The sequence below is a fragment of the Streptomyces profundus genome, assembly GCF_020740535.1.
In the GTDB taxonomy this organism is placed as follows: Bacteria; Actinomycetota; Actinomycetes; order Streptomycetales; family Streptomycetaceae; genus Streptomyces; species Streptomyces profundus.
Genome location: NZ_CP082362.1, coordinates 5,429,542 through 5,442,886 on the forward strand (window position 1 = coordinate 5,429,542; position 13,345 = coordinate 5,442,886).

14 protein-coding genes and 3 tRNA genes are annotated in these 13,345 nt (G+C 70.8%); 15 read left to right on the top strand and 2 right to left on the bottom strand.

All coding sequences use genetic code 11. The features are described 5' to 3' along the window. Positions 1-151 precede the first annotated feature (151 nt). The 9 genes from K4G22_RS23950 to K4G22_RS23990 all read left to right on the top strand — a co-directional run bounded on the left by K4G22_RS23950 (position 152) and on the right by K4G22_RS23990 (position 7,567). Positions 152-2,977 (top strand): sensor histidine kinase, encoded by a 2,826-nt coding sequence (locus tag K4G22_RS23950; RefSeq protein ID WP_228084213.1) that lies wholly within the window; start codon positions 152-154, stop codon positions 2,975-2,977. 10 nt (positions 2,978-2,987) lie between these two features. Then, positions 2,988-3,401: a roadblock/LC7 domain-containing protein gene (locus K4G22_RS23955; protein ID WP_228082410.1), complete on the top strand. Its 414-nt coding sequence runs from the start codon at positions 2,988-2,990 to the stop codon at positions 3,399-3,401. A 104-nt stretch (positions 3,402-3,505) separates the two neighbouring features. Beyond that, a complete protein-coding gene (locus K4G22_RS23960) occupies positions 3,506-4,174 on the top strand; it encodes a DUF742 domain-containing protein (RefSeq protein WP_425336744.1) in 669 nt (222 codons plus the stop codon). After that, positions 4,155-4,748, top strand: coding sequence for a GTP-binding protein (locus K4G22_RS23965; protein ID WP_228082412.1), 594 nt, complete (start codon positions 4,155-4,157; stop codon positions 4,746-4,748). The genes K4G22_RS23960 and K4G22_RS23965 overlap by 20 nt, the downstream gene beginning before the upstream one ends. Before the next feature lie 142 nt (positions 4,749-4,890). Continuing rightward, complete coding sequence (locus K4G22_RS23970; RefSeq protein ID WP_228082413.1) at positions 4,891-5,673, top strand: fumarylacetoacetate hydrolase family protein; 783 nt, start codon at positions 4,891-4,893, stop codon at positions 5,671-5,673. Beyond that, on the top strand, positions 5,666-7,150 hold the full coding sequence (gene gltX / locus K4G22_RS23975) for a glutamate--tRNA ligase (protein ID WP_228082414.1): 1,485 nt from the start codon (positions 5,666-5,668) through the stop codon (positions 7,148-7,150). The genes K4G22_RS23970 and gltX overlap by 8 nt, the downstream gene beginning before the upstream one ends. A gap of 143 nt (positions 7,151-7,293) precedes the next feature. Beyond that, a tRNA-Gln gene (locus K4G22_RS23980) sits at positions 7,294-7,365 on the top strand. 33 nt (positions 7,366-7,398) lie between these two features. Continuing rightward, positions 7,399-7,471: transfer RNA gene (locus K4G22_RS23985), tRNA-Glu, on the top strand. Between the two features lie 23 nt (positions 7,472-7,494). Further along, positions 7,495-7,567, top strand: a tRNA-Glu gene (locus tag K4G22_RS23990). Positions 7,568-7,654: 87 nt separating this feature from the next. Here K4G22_RS23990 and K4G22_RS23995 read toward each other — a convergent pair. Further along, on the bottom strand, positions 7,655-8,311 hold the full coding sequence (locus K4G22_RS23995) for a MerR family transcriptional regulator (RefSeq protein WP_228082415.1): 657 nt from the start codon (positions 8,309-8,311) through the stop codon (positions 7,655-7,657). Positions 8,312-8,423: 112 nt separating this feature from the next. Between K4G22_RS23995 and K4G22_RS24000 the strand changes: the two genes are divergently transcribed. Beyond that, positions 8,424-8,939, top strand: coding sequence for a DUF4188 domain-containing protein (locus tag K4G22_RS24000; RefSeq protein WP_228082416.1), 516 nt, complete (start codon positions 8,424-8,426; stop codon positions 8,937-8,939). 42 nt (positions 8,940-8,981) lie between these two features. On the opposite strand, the gene K4G22_RS24005 is transcribed toward K4G22_RS24000, so the two are convergent. Beyond that, positions 8,982-9,716: an IclR family transcriptional regulator gene (locus tag K4G22_RS24005; protein WP_228082417.1), complete on the bottom strand. Its 735-nt coding sequence runs from the start codon at positions 9,714-9,716 to the stop codon at positions 8,982-8,984. Between the two features lie 166 nt (positions 9,717-9,882). On the opposite strand from K4G22_RS24005, the gene leuC reads away from it, so the two are divergent. From leuC to K4G22_RS24030, 5 genes are all read left to right on the top strand, one after another. Continuing rightward, positions 9,883-11,307 (top strand): 3-isopropylmalate dehydratase large subunit, encoded by a 1,425-nt coding sequence (gene leuC / locus K4G22_RS24010; RefSeq protein WP_228082418.1) that lies wholly within the window; start codon positions 9,883-9,885, stop codon positions 11,305-11,307. A 3-nt stretch (positions 11,308-11,310) separates the two neighbouring features. After that, the gene (gene leuD / locus K4G22_RS24015) at positions 11,311-11,904 is read left to right on the top strand and encodes a 3-isopropylmalate dehydratase small subunit (protein WP_228082419.1); all 594 of its coding nucleotides are present in this window, start codon (positions 11,311-11,313) and stop codon (positions 11,902-11,904) included. Positions 11,905-12,029: 125 nt separating this feature from the next. Next, complete coding sequence (locus K4G22_RS24020) at positions 12,030-12,281, top strand: SCO5555 family protein (protein ID WP_228082420.1); 252 nt, start codon at positions 12,030-12,032, stop codon at positions 12,279-12,281. Positions 12,282-12,407: 126 nt separating this feature from the next. Continuing rightward, a complete protein-coding gene (locus K4G22_RS24025) occupies positions 12,408-12,995 on the top strand; it encodes an HU family DNA-binding protein (protein WP_228082421.1) in 588 nt (195 codons plus the stop codon). 97 nt (positions 12,996-13,092) lie between these two features. Further along, on the top strand, positions 13,093-13,296 hold the full coding sequence (locus K4G22_RS24030) for a hypothetical protein (RefSeq protein ID WP_228082422.1): 204 nt from the start codon (positions 13,093-13,095) through the stop codon (positions 13,294-13,296). Positions 13,297-13,345 lie beyond the last annotated feature (49 nt).

Below are 13,345 nucleotides of genomic sequence, written 5' to 3' on the forward strand. Positions count from 1 at the left end.
GACTCCCTCGAATCCGGGGGAAGCCGAAGATCCCCGTGCGCCGTCCCGTGCCGAGGGCGGGACGCCCGTGTCGGCGGTCCACGAGCCCGGGACGGGTTCGCGGTTCGCCCCGCGCAACTGGCGGGTCGCCACCAAGCTGTACGCGATCCTGATGATCCCGGTGGTGATCGCGCTGGTCCTGGCCGGCCTGCGGGTCAGCGGTGCCCACGGCACCTGGCGCGAGGCCCAGGACGCGGAGCTCGTCGCCGAGCTCGTCCGCTCCTCCACGGCGTACGCGCACGCGCTGATCGACGAACGGGACGTCACCGCGCGCCCGCTGCTTGAGGGCAACCGCGAAGCGTCCGCGGTCGGCGAGGCGCACCGGATCACCAACGCGGCGCGCGACGAGTTCCACCAGCGCTGGGACGAGACGCCGCACACCGAGAGCCTGCTGCACCGGATGGAGGGCGTCACCGAGACCGAGCCCCAGCTCTCCGCGCTGCGCCAGCGTGCCTACACGGACGAACTCCCCGGTGTGCAGACCGAGGAGGGCTATGTCGCCATCCAGCACCCGTTGATGTCCTTCGCCAACGAACTCGGCCTCGGCGCGGACAACCTCACCACCTACGGGCGGACCGTCTACGCCATCTCCCTGTCCAAGGCGGCCAACTCGCTCCAGCGCTCCATCGGCACCCGCCTGCTCGTCGCCCCCGGGCCGGGCGACGAGGAGCACCAGCTCCAGCTGACCGCCTTCAGCTCCTACGCCTACCTGGAGGGGATCGCGCAGGCCGAGTACACATCGGCCGGCACCCCCGAGGACGCGGAGCGCCTGGAGGAGCGGCTCGCCGAGGCGGCGAACGCCGCCGCCGTCAATGCCCCCGACGCGCACAGCCTCCCGCAGATGACGCAGATGATCGCCTCGGGCGCCACCCCCGAGGAGCTGGCCGAGCTGGGGCTCACCCCGGAGGCGTGGCACGCCGCCTCCACCGCGCAGTTCGACGCCTACCGCACCATCGAGCAGGACCTGGTCGACGAGGCGGTCGCCGAGGCCAACGACATCGCGTCCTCAGCGCGCAACGACATGCTGCTCAACTCGGCCGCTGTGCTGGCCTCCCTGCTGCTCGCCTTCGTGGTCGCCGGGCTGATGGCCCGCTCCATGAGCCGCGACATGCGCAAGCTGCGGACCGCCGCCTTCGAGGTGGCGGGCCAGCGGCTGCCCGCCGTCGTCGACCAGCTCTCCCGCGTCAACCCGGGCCAGGTCGACACCGTCGTGACCCCCATCCCGATCGCCAGCAGGGACGAGATCGGCGAGGTCGCCCGCGCCTTCGACCAGGTGCACCGGGAGGCGGTCAGGCTGGCGGCCGAACAGGCGCTGTTGCGCGGCAACGTCAACGCGATCTTCACCAACCTCTCCAGCCGGAACCAGGGGCTGATCGAGCGGCAGCTGGGGCTGATCAGCGAGTTGGAGTCCCGCGAGGCCGATCCGGAGCAGCTGGAGCACCTCTTCAAGCTGGACCATCTGGCCACCCGTATGCGGCGCAACGGCGAGAACCTGCTGGTCCTCGCCGGCGAGGAGCTGGACCACCGCTGGAACCGCCCGGTGCCGCTGGTGGACGTGCTGCGGGCCGCCGCGTCCGAGGTGGAGGACTACAGCCGCATCGAGACCAGCGGCGTTCCCGACTGCGAGATCCACGGAGACGTGGTCAACGACCTCGTGCATCTGCTGGCCGAGTTGCTGGAGAACGCCACCAGCTTCTCCTCGCCGCAGGCCAGGGTGAATGTCACGGCCACCCGGCTGCCCGACGCCAGGATCATGATCGAGATCCACGACAAGGGCATCGGGCTCAGCCAGGAGGACTTCACGGAGATCAACCGCAGGCTGGCCGCCCCGCCGGCCGTCGACGCCGCCATCTCGCAGCGCATGGGCCTCTTCGTGGTCGGCCGCCTGGCGGCCCGGCACGGCATCCGGGTCCAGCTGCGGCCGTCGGGGGAGCAGACGGGCACCACCTCGCTGGTCATGCTCCCCGACGGCATCACCCACGGCGGCGGTGGCGGCCAGGCGCCGCCCATGGAGGAACGGTTCACCGTCTCCCGGATCATGCCCGACCCGCGGCAGATCAGCGACGCCCAGCGCGAGGCCGGGATGCGCACCGCGGCCGAGCTCGGCTTCGACGACTCGCGCTACTTCGGGGACGCGCCGGCCGGCCGGAGGCAGGAGGCCCCGCCACCGCTCGCGCCCCAGCCACCCGCTCAACTGCCGCAGCAACAGCAACAACTGCCGCAGCAACCACAGCAGCCGCAGCAGCCGCTGCCGGCAGCCGAGCCCGGCTGGCAGGACCAGCCGGTGGCCGGCTCCTGGCAGCAGGATCCCGCGCCGACGCCGGACGGCCGCCCCTGGCCCGACCAGCCCGGACAGACCACCCAGGCGGACCCGTTCGGAACCGGTCAGACCGGCGAGGCGCCCTGGCAGTCCGCACCGCCGGAAAACCCCCTTCCCACGCGCCCCGCGCAGTTCGGGGGCTTCCCACCAGCCGCCGATTCGGGCCAGGGTGGTCCCGGGATTCCCGCGCAGCGCGTAGGCTTCCCTGCGTCGGGCCCGGTCACGGCCGAGCACGGGCCGGCGAACGACCAGGGGCTTCCCCGTCGTACACCACGGAACCAGCAGCGGCCCGAGGAGGATTCGGCACAGCGCGCGGAGCGGGAGGCCCCGGCTCAGGAGCCGCGATGGGAACGCGGGCCGCGCCGTGAGGAGCGCACCGGCGGCACCACACCGGTCGGACTCCCCAAGCGGGTGCCCAAGGCCAATCTGACGGAACACTCCCCCGCCGAGTCCGGGGCCGGTGGAGCGCAGATCTCCCGCGACCCCCAGGATGTCCGCGGCCGGCTGAGCAGCCTGCGGCGCGGAGTACAGCAAGGGCGCGGCGCCGGCTCGGGCCGCGGCGCGCAGAACGAAGAACGGGGCCAAGGTCCCGGTCACACCTACGAGCAGGAGCGTTAGTGTGAGCCCGATGAGCCAGGCGGCGCAGAACCTCAACTGGTTGATTACCAGTTTCGTGGAGAACACCCCGGGGGTGTCGCACACGGTTGTGGTGTCCGCCGATGGTCTTCTTCTGGCGATGTCCGAGGGGTTCCCGAGGGATCGTGCGGATCAGTTGGCGGCGGTGGCCTCCGGGCTGACATCGCTGACCGCGGGTGCCTCGCGGATCTTCGAGGGCGGTGCGGTGAACCAGACGGTGGTCGAGATGGAACGGGGCTTCCTGTTCATCATGTCGGTCTCCGACGGTTCGTCGTTGGCGGTGTTGGCGCACCCGGAGGCCGATATCGGTCTCGTGGGTTATGAGATGGCGTTGTTGGTGGATCGTGCCGGTACGGTCCTGACGCCCGATCTGCGTGCGGAACTCCAGGGAAGTCTGCTCAACTAGCGGGCTCCGTGTGCGGATTGGAGCCGCGCATCATAAGGTGCGGGGACGTGGTTTAACGGTGAACGCGGTATCCGTGGACAGCGAAGGCAGTCGGAGGAGGAATTGTGGCAACGCCCTCAGGCGGACCATACGGTGACGAGTACCCAGGGCAGCCGCACGACGGCGGGCGCTCGGGGCGCTTCAACTTCCCCTCCGCGCCCAGCGGCGGACAGCGAGGGCCGGTGCCGGGGCAGCAGCCGCCGCGCGCCGACCAGCGTCCCTCCTCCGGGCGACCGCAGACGCCGCACCACGAGGCGCGGCCCGGTACCCCGTCAGGGGCCGCCCATCCGACGGGATCCGGCGCCAGGCGAAGGCCGGAGGCCGCGGCCTCGGGCGACGACTGGTCGGCGTCGCAGTCCTCAGGCCGTCGGCGCCCGCAGGACGGTGAGGCACCACAGCCGCTGGTGCGCCCGTACGCGATGACCGGTGGCCGCACCAGGCCGCGTTACCAGCTGGCGATCGAGGCGCTGGTGAGCACCACCGCCGATCCGATGCGGCTGCAAGGGCAGCTGCCCGAGCACCAACGGATCTGCCAGCTGTGCTACGAGGTGAAGTCGGTGGCCGAGGTCTCCGCGCTGCTCGCCATCCCGCTCGGAGTCGCCCGGATTCTGGTGGCCGACCTGGCCGAGGCCGGGCTTGTCGCCATCCATCAGCCGGGCCATGACGGGGAGCCCGGCGGTCAGCCAGATGTGACACTGCTCGAAAGGGTGCTCAGTGGACTTCGCAAGCTCTAACGAGGCGGGTCTTTCCGCGCCGTCCCGTTCGACCACGTCCGCGAAGATCGTGATCGCGGGCGGGTTCGGCGTGGGCAAGACCACGTTCGTGGGCGCGGTTTCGGAGATCAACCCGCTGCGGACCGAGGCGGTGATGACTTCGGCGTCGGCGGGGATCGACGATCTGACGCACACGGGGAACAAGACCACGACCACGGTCGCGATGGACTTCGGTCGTATCACGCTGGACCAGGATCTGATCCTGTACCTGTTCGGTACGCCGGGGCAGGACCGCTTCTGGTTCATGTGGGACGACCTGGTGCGGGGTGCGATCGGGGCGATCGTGCTGGTGGACACGCGGCGGCTGGCGGACTGCTTCCCGGCCGTGGACTACTTCGAGAACAGCGGCCTGCCGTTCGTGATCGCGCTCAACGGCTTCGACGGCCACCAGCCCTATTCGCCGGAGGAGGTCCGCGAGGCCCTCCAGATCGGCCCCGACGCCCCGATCATCACCACCGACGCCCGCCACCGCGCCGAGGCCAAGAGCGGCCTGATCACGCTGGTCGAGCACGCGCTGATGGCGCGCCTGCGCTGATCTCCCGGCCGCCTCCCGGACGCGCGGTTCGGGAGGCAGCGTCCCTCGCCGCCTCCGGGGTGTCCTAGGCTTGGGCCCGCAGTAGTTCGGGCTCAGCTAGGGGTCCGCGGTCCGCCCGCGGGCCAGTGAGGGACGACCCGCCGTGCGCATCGCCAGATTCTCCATCGACGGCACCGTCGGATTCGGTGTGGTGGAGGGGGAGCCAACCGACGAGGGTGGCCTCCAGCTCGACATCATCAAGGGCCACCCGTTCGCCGACTTCGAACGCTCAGGGCACCGTGTGCCGCTGGACAAGGTCAGGCTGCTTCCGCCGGTGCTGCCCAGCAAGGTCGTGGCCATCGGCCGCAACTACGCCGAGCACGCGCGGGAGCTGGGGAACGAGGTCCCCGAGGTGCCCGTCACTTTCTTCAAGCCCTCCACCTCGGTGATCGGCTCGGGTGACGAGATCGGCTACCCCTCGATCTCCTCGGATGTGCACCACGAGGCCGAGCTGGCGGTGGTCATCGGGCGGCTGTGCCGCGACGTCCCCAGGGAGCGCGCGCACGAGGTGATCCTCGGCTACACCTGCGCCAACGACCTCACCGCGCGCGATCTCCAGCAGCGGGAGAGCCAGTGGGCCAGGGCCAAGGGCTTCGACAACTCCTGCCCGCTCGGCCCCTGGATCGAGACCGAACTCGACCCGAAGGACCTGGCCATCATGTGCACGGTCAACGGCGAACAGCGACAGTTGGGGCGCACCAGCGAGATGGTGCGCTCGGTGGAGGATCTGATTGTGCACATCACGGAGTCGATGACCCTGCTCCCGCAGGACGTCATTCTCACCGGAACCCCGGCCGGCGTCGGTCCGGTGCGGGTGGGCGACACGGTCGCCGTCAGCATCGAGGGCATCGGCACGCTGACCAACAAGGTGGTGCGCCGTGACTGACGTACGCGTCCGCTTCTGCCCCTCGCCGACCGGCAACCCGCATGTGGGGCTGGTCCGCACGGCCCTCTTCAACTGGGCCTTCGCCCGCCACAACGGCGGTGCCCTGGTGCTGCGGATCGAGGACACCGACGCCGCCAGGGACTCCGAGGAGTCCTATCTGGCGCTGCTGGACTCGCTGCGCTGGCTCGGTCTCGACTGGGACGAGGGCCCCGAGGTGGGCGGCCCGCACGGGCCCTACCGGCAGTCCGAGCGGATGGACCGCTACGCCGAGGTGGTCGAGCGGCTGCTGGCCGCCGGGCACGCCTACCACTGCTACTGCACCCCCGAGGAGTTGACCACCCGGCGCGAGGCCGCCAGGGCGGCGGGCCGCGCCTCGGGCTACGACGGCGCCTGCCGGTCGCTGAGCGAGGAGCGGGTGGCCGCCTACCGGGCCCAGGGGCGCGAGCCCATCGTCCGCTTCCGGATGCCGGACACCCCCATCACGTTCACCGACCTGGTCCGGGGCGAGCTGACGTTCGCCCCGGAGAACGTCACCGACTACGGGATCGTCCGGGCCAACGGCGCGCCGCTCTACACCCTGGTGAACCCGGTGGACGACGCGTTGATGGAGATCACCCATGTGCTGCGCGGCGAGGACCTGCTGTCCTCCACGCCCCGGCAGATCGCGCTCTACCACGCGCTGGCGGAGATCGGCGTGGGCAACGGGCGGGTGCCCGAGTTCGGGCATCTGCCGTATGTGATGGGTGAGGGCAACAAGAAGCTCTCCAAGCGCGATCCGCAGTCCTCGCTCAACCTCTACCGGGACCGTGGCTTCCTGCCCGAGGGCCTGCTCAACTACCTGGCGCTGCTGGGCTGGTCGCTCGCCGAGGACCGGGACGTCTTCGGGCTCGACGAGCTGGTCGCCGCCTTCGAGATCGGCGCGGTGAACGCCAACCCGGCCCGCTTCGACCTGAAGAAGGCCGAGGCCATCAACGCCACCCACATCAGGGAGCGGCTGTCGACCGCCGAGTTCGTCCAGGCGTGCGAGCCCTGGCTGCGGGCGCCGCACGCGCCCTGGAAGCCTGAGGACTTCGATCCGGTGGCCTTCGAGTCCCTGGCGGCGCTGGCCCAGACCCGGGTCACGGTGCTCTCCGACATCGCCGACAACGTGGACTTCCTGTTCCTGCCTGAGCCGGTCTTCGACGAGGCGTCCTGGGCCAAGGCCATGAAGCCGGGCGCGGGGGAGGTGCTGGGCACCATCAGGGAGCGGCTGGCCGGCCTGCCCGACTGGGCCGCCGAGCCGCTCAAGGAGGCCGTCCTGGCCGCGGGCGCCGAGCACGGCCTGAAGCTCGGCAAGGCCCAGGCCCCGCTGCGGGTGTCGGTCACGGGGCGGACGGTGGGCCTGCCGCTCTTCGAGTCGCTTGAGGCCCTGGGACGGGAGCGGACGCTGTCCCGGGTGGACGCCGCGCTGGCCACACTGGCCGGGCGGGCGGACTAGCCGGCGGGGGGACGGTCCCGGACGCCATCTCGTTTTGGTGCACCGTCCCCCATCGGGTAGTGTTCTTTCTGCCGCTGAGGGGCTCAACACCCGGAAATCAGCGGCCAACCAAGCAAAACCTCCTTCGGGAGGTTGCGGTTTGGTGGGCTATGGTGTAATTGGCAGCACGACTGATTCTGGTTCAGTTAGTCTAGGTTCGAGTCCTGGTAGCCCAGCACGATCTTGTATTCAGCGGTTCGCAAGATCACGCCCCCGTTGTGTAGCGGCCTAGCACGCTGCCCTCTCAAGGCAGTAGCGCCGGTTCGAATCCGGTCGGGGGTACGGATCCTCAGGGATCTGCGTGGGCCCCCGTTGTGTAGCGGCCTAGCACGCCGCCCTCTCAAGGCGGTAGCGCCGGTTCGAATCCGGTCGGGGGTACATGATCGAGCAAGCGGCTCGCGTCCCAAGTGACGCGGGCCGCTTGCTCGTTGTGGCGCGGCGTGACGGACGCCGCCGCGCCGGCGCTCAGGCGTCCGGCGCGGCATCGGCGGGGCCGCCGGCGAACCGCCGGGTGGCCTGCTCGGCCTGGGCCAGCCGCCGCAGGCTGAGCAGCACCGGCTCGTAGAGCACGGTGAGCGCGACCACCGCCTCAAGGCGCGTGGTCGGCTCGTGGAAGGTGTCGATCAGCGCCACCTCGTGTTCGGCGAGCCGCTCGGCCAACTCGGCGTAGGGCAGCAACGCCGCGTCGTCGCAGGGGAAGCCGAGCCGCTCCAGGGCGCTGAGCGCGGAGACCAGCGTCTGATGGGCCGGGTTCTCGGGGACGACCCGCCAGCCGAGCCGCCGCTGCACCTCGCGCGCGCTCTCCTCCGCGGTCCTGGCGGCGCCGTCGTCCCCGGCGGGCGGCAGCGGCTGCGGCAGCCCGGCGACCGCCTTCCCCATCTGGGAGATCTCGTCGAGATCGGGGTCGTTCAGCGCCGACAGGACCTCGCGCGCGCCGGCCACCGACATCCGGCCCACCTGGATCAGGGCGCGCACCAGGGCGAGGCGCCGCAGATGCTCCTCGTCGTACTCGGCCTGCGTGCTGCTGATCCGCCGCCCCGGGGGGAGCAGGCCCTCGCGCAGATAGAACTTGATCGTCGGCACGGACACGCCGCCGCGCGCGCTCAGTTCGGACAGCCTCATCGGCCTGGGCCCCCTTGCGTCCACCGCCGGATAGTGCCACTATCTAAGCATGGATAGCGGCACTATCCGACGGGCGTCGGGGCTGTGGCCGCGTGAGTGGCAGGGGAGCGGGATGGCGGATCAGATCATCAAGGAGCGCATGACGGCCAAGGCCGAGGGGGAGCTGGTGGTGTTCCTCGTCGGCATGCGGATCAACAGCTTCTGGCGCCCGCGCTCGTGGCTGCCGGTGTTCCGCGCGATGCCGCGGATGCTGCGCGAGCTGTCCCGCGAGAAGGAGCGCGGCATGCTCGGCTATCGGCTGGTCTTCGGGTCGCCGAGGGAGATCACCGTGCTGCAGTACTGGTCGTCCCTGGAGTGCTTGACCGCGTACGCCTCGGACACCGAGGGGGAGCACCGCCCGGCCTGGGGTCAGCTGAACCGCCGGCTGCGCGCCGGGGCGCGGGTCGGCTTCTGGCACGAGACGTTCGTGGTTCCCGCGGGCGCCGCCGAGTCGTTCTATGTCAACCTCCCGCCGAGCGGCCTGGGCGCGGCCACCGGGCTGGAGCCGATAGCCGCGCGAGGCGAGCGGCTGGCCAACCGGCTGGGGCATCAGGTGCGCGGGGAGGGCGTCGCGCCCGCCCGGGGCTGACTTCGCGCCCGGAGCCTTCTCCTCAGGGGCCCGGGCCCGGCCTCAGAGGGTGGTGCCGCGCCTGAGGGCCTCGGTGAGCCGCCCGGCGGCCTCCAGGAGCGCCTGGGCGTGCATCCGGCCGGGGTGGCGGCTGAGCCGCTCGATCGGCCCCGAGACGGAGACGGCGGCCACCACGCGGTTGGACGGGCCGCGCACGGGGGCGGAGACGGAGGCGACGCCCGGCTCGCGTTCGCCGATGGACTGGGCCCAGCCGCGCCGCCGCACCCCGGAGAGCGCCGTGGCGGTGAAGCGTGCCCCCTGAAGCCCGTGGTGGAGCCGCTCGGGCTCCTCCCAGGCCAGCAGGATCTGGGCCGCCGAGCCGGCCTTCATCGGCAGTGTGGAGCCCACGGGCACGGTGTCCCGCAGCCCGGAGAGGCGCTCGGCCGCGGCCACGCAGATCCGCCGATCGCCCTGGCGCCGATAGAGCTGCGCGCTCTCGCCCGTGATATCGCGCAGATGTGTCAACACCGGCCCGGCCGTGGCCAACAGCCGGTCCTCGCCGGCCGCAGCCGCCAGCTCGGCGAGCCTGGGCCCGAGCACGAAGCGGCCCTGCATGTCCCGCGCCAGCAGGCGGTGGTATTCGAGGGCCACCGCCATCCGATGGGCCGTGGGCCGCGCGAGCCCGGTCGCCGCGACCAGGCCCGCCAGGGTGGCCGGGCCCGACTCCAGGGCACCCAGAACCAGGGCCGCCTTGTCGAGTACACCCACCCCACTGGAGTCGCCACTAGAGTTGTCCATGAAACGATACTCGCGTCTCACACTGTGAAACGCAAGTTCATATCCCCGAAGAAAGCGCCACCCTTGGTGAGGTGCGCCGCGGCATCTCGCGGACCATGGCCGCCTCGCGTGCGCGGGGGTGCGTTACAGCGGCGGCCCAGACCAGCGTGAGGCCGGAGGAGACACGATGGGACGGACACTGGCGGAGAAAGTCTGGGACGACCATGTCGTCCGACGGGCGGAGGGCGAGCCCGACCTGCTGTACATCGACCTCCATCTACTGCACGAGGTCACCAGCCCGCAGGCGTTCGACGGGCTGCGCAAGAGCGGCCGTCGGGTGCGTCGCACGGACCTCACCATCGCCACCGAGGACCACAACACCCCGACGCTGGACATCGACAAGCCGATCGCCGACCCGGTCTCCAGGACCCAGCTGGAGACCCTGCGCAAGAACTGCGCCGAGTTCGGGGTCCGGCTGCACTCGCTGGGCGACGCCGAGCAGGGCGTCGTCCATGTCGTCGGCCCGCAGTTGGGATTGACACAGCCGGGAACCACCGTGGTCTGCGGCGACAGCCACACCTCCACCCACGGCGCCTTCGGCGCGCTGGCCTTCGGCATCGGCACCAGCCAGGTGGAGCATGTGCTGGCCACCCAGACGTTGCCGTTGGCCCCGTTCCGGACGATGGCCGTCACGGTGACCGGCGAACTGCCCGCCGGCGTCACCGCCAAGGACCTGATCCTCGCCATCATCGCCAGGATCGGCACGGGCGGCGGTCAGGGCTATGTGATCGAGTACCGGGGCGAGGCCATCGAGAAGCTCTCGATGGAGGCCCGGATGACCATCTGCAACATGTCGATCGAGGCCGGGGCCAGGGCGGGCATGATCGCGCCCGACGCCACCACCTTCGCCTATCTGCGCGGTCGGGACCACGCCCCCGGGGGCGCCGACTGGGACGAGGCCGTCGCCTACTGGCAGACGCTGCGCACCGACGACGACGCCGTCTTCGACCACGAGGTGGTGATCGACGGCGCCGAGCTGGCCCCCTTCGTCACCTGGGGCACCAACCCGGGCCAGGGCGCGCCGCTCTCCGAGGCCGTGCCGGACCCGGCCTCCTACGACGACCCCAGCGCGCGTCTCGCCGCCGAGAAGGCCCTGGAGTACATGGGTCTCACCGCCGGCCAGCGGCTGCGGGAGATCGCCATCGACACCGTCTTCGTCGGCTCCTGCACCAACGGCCGGATCGAGGATCTGCGCTCGGCCGCCGAGGTGTTGCGCGGCCGTCAGCTCGCCGAAGGGCTGCGGATGCTCGTGGTGCCCGGCTCCGTTCGGGTCGCGCTCCAGGCGGTGGAGGAGGGGCTCGACAAGGTGTTCACGGCCGCCGGCGCCGAGTGGCGGCACGCCGGCTGTTCGATGTGCCTGGGCATGAACCCGGACCAACTCTCCCCCGGGGAGCGCTGCGCCTCCACCTCCAACCGCAACTTCGAGGGCCGGCAGGGCAAGGGTGGTCGTACGCACCTGGTCTCGCCGCAGGTCGCCGCAGCCACCGCGATCACCGGCCGTCTCGCGTCCCCAGCCGATCTGGCCGATGTCCCGACCCCCGTGGAGGTCTGACCCATGGAAGCTTTCACCACCCACACCGGCCGGGCCGTTCCGCTGCGGCGCGGCAACGTGGACACCGACCAGATCATCCCGGCGCACTGGCTGAAGAAGGTCACCAGGGACGGTTTCGAGGACGGTCTGTTCGAGTCCTGGCGCAGGGACCCGGAGTTCGTCCTCAACCAGCCGGCTTACCAGGGCGCCTCGGTGCTGGTGGCCGGGGCGGACTTCGGCACGGGCTCCTCCCGGGAGCACGCCGTCTGGGCCCTTCAGAACTTCGGCTTCAAGGCGGTCATCTCGCCACGCTTCGCCGATATCTTCCGTGGCAACTCCCTGAAGAACGGCCTGTTGACGGTCGTTCTCCCGCAGTCCACGGTGGACGCGCTCTGGGAGCTGGCGGAGCGGGAGCCGGCCAGCGAGGTGACGGTCGACCTGGTCGCGCGCAAGGTCACCGCGCCCGGGATCGAGGCCGATTTCGATCTTGACGAGAACGCTCGTTGGCGTTTGTTGGAGGGCCTGGACGACATCAGCCTCACCCTCAGGCACGAGCCGGACGTCGCCGCCTTCGAGGCCGCCCGCCCCGCCTACAAGCCCCGTACACAGGCCGTCTGACGTTTCGTCGACACCCGCGCCCCCGTCGGTTCGACCGGCGGGGGCGCAGCCGTGATCGCAAGCGCGACACGGGCGTTGGGGGGCTTAGGGGGCGATAACCGGCCCAAGGTGGCACAATCGGCCGCATGGAACGCGACGGTCAACTCGAACTCTACGATCGCGTCGCCGCTCGACTGAAGGACGCGCACCGGACGGTGCGGGAGCTGCAAGTGCCCGAGGACGTACGGCAGGCCCTGGCTCGGAAGCTGCTGGTCATCACCGCGGCGACCAAGCGGGATCTGCCGGGCGCGGCGCGCCGGCTGGAGCGACTGATGGCGGACGTCGACGAGGGTCGACTGCCCTCGGACGTCACCGGCGGCCGTGACGGAGCTTCGTGACGGGGCGAGTTCGTTGCGACACAAGGGTGATTCGCCCGTTTCGCGTTTGATTTGCGGAATATATCTGCCTAACGTGCGAAAAAGCTTGAACACATTCGTTCCAGCAATGCCTGCGAAGGGGAAGACGTGAACAAGGCGCAACTCGTAGAAGCGATTGCGGACAAGCTCGGTGGTCGTCAGCAGGCGGCCGATGCCGTCGATATCGTGCTCGACGCCATCATCCGCTCGGTGGTCTCGGGTGAGCGGGTTTCGGTCACCGGCTTCGGTTCGTTCGAGAAGGTCGACCGGCCGGCCCGCTATGCGCGCAACCCGCAGACCGGCGAGCGGGTTCGGGTCAAGAAGACCTCCGTGCCGCGCTTCCGCGCCGGTCAGGGGTTCAAGGACCTGGTCTCGGGGACGAAGAAGCTCCCCAAGAACGATGTCGCCGTGAAGAAGGCTCCCAAGGGCAGCCTTTCGGGTGGTGGCACCACCACCAAGAAGGCCGCGACCAAGAAGGCCGCCGCCAAGAAGTCGACGGCCAAGCGGACGGCGACGGCGAAGAAGACCACCAGCCGCAGCGCCGCCGCCAAGAAGTCGACGGCCAAGAAGTCCACCACCAAGAAGGCCACCGCCAAGAAGGCACCGGCCAAGAAGACGACCGCGAAGAAGGCTCCGGCCAAGCGGGCGTCGTCCCGTGCGACCACCGCCAAGAAGGCCACCTCGCGCCGCAAGTGACGGTCATCGCCGCACGGCCGCCCGCGGGCCGGACTCCCTGTCAGGAGCCCGGCCCGCAGCTGTTCTCCCGAGCCGGGCCACCGGTTAGGCTCGCCCCATGCAGGCCACCGCGTACACCTTCGACCCGGCCACCCGCGCCGGCAGCGTGCTGCTCGACGACGGGACGCCGCTGGAGTTCGACGCCGCCGCCTTCGACGCCGGCGGCCTGCGCCTGGTCAGGCCGGGGCAGCGGCTGCGGATCGAGGTGGCCGGCGAGGGAGCGGCGCGCCGGGTCACGTTTCTGACCCTCCAGACGTTCTGAGCCCTCCCCAGAGGTTCCGCTCCCCCGCCCGGCCCGGGCGGGGCGCGGG

Bases quoted from the DNA above. Each gene is read 5' to 3' on its own strand.
- K4G22_RS23950 (WP_228084213.1), top strand. From the start codon at position 152: ATGATCCCGGTGGTGATCGCGCTGGTCCTGGCCGGCCTGCGGGTCAGC.
- K4G22_RS23955 (WP_228082410.1), top strand. From the start codon at position 2,988: ATGAGCCAGGCGGCGCAGAACCTCAACTGGTTGATTACCAGTTTCGTG.
- K4G22_RS23995 (WP_228082415.1), bottom strand. From the start codon at position 8,311: ATGAGGCTGTCCGAACTGAGCGCGCGCGGCGGCGTGTCCGTGCCGACG.
- K4G22_RS24000 (WP_228082416.1), top strand. From the start codon at position 8,424: ATGGCGGATCAGATCATCAAGGAGCGCATGACGGCCAAGGCCGAGGGG.
- K4G22_RS24005 (WP_228082417.1), bottom strand. From the start codon at position 9,716: ATGGACAACTCTAGTGGCGACTCCAGTGGGGTGGGTGTACTCGACAAG.
- leuC (WP_228082418.1), top strand. From the start codon at position 9,883: ATGGGACGGACACTGGCGGAGAAAGTCTGGGACGACCATGTCGTCCGA.
- leuD (WP_228082419.1), top strand. From the start codon at position 11,311: ATGGAAGCTTTCACCACCCACACCGGCCGGGCCGTTCCGCTGCGGCGC.
- K4G22_RS24020 (WP_228082420.1), top strand. From the start codon at position 12,030: ATGGAACGCGACGGTCAACTCGAACTCTACGATCGCGTCGCCGCTCGA.
- K4G22_RS24030 (WP_228082422.1), top strand. From the start codon at position 13,093: ATGCAGGCCACCGCGTACACCTTCGACCCGGCCACCCGCGCCGGCAGC.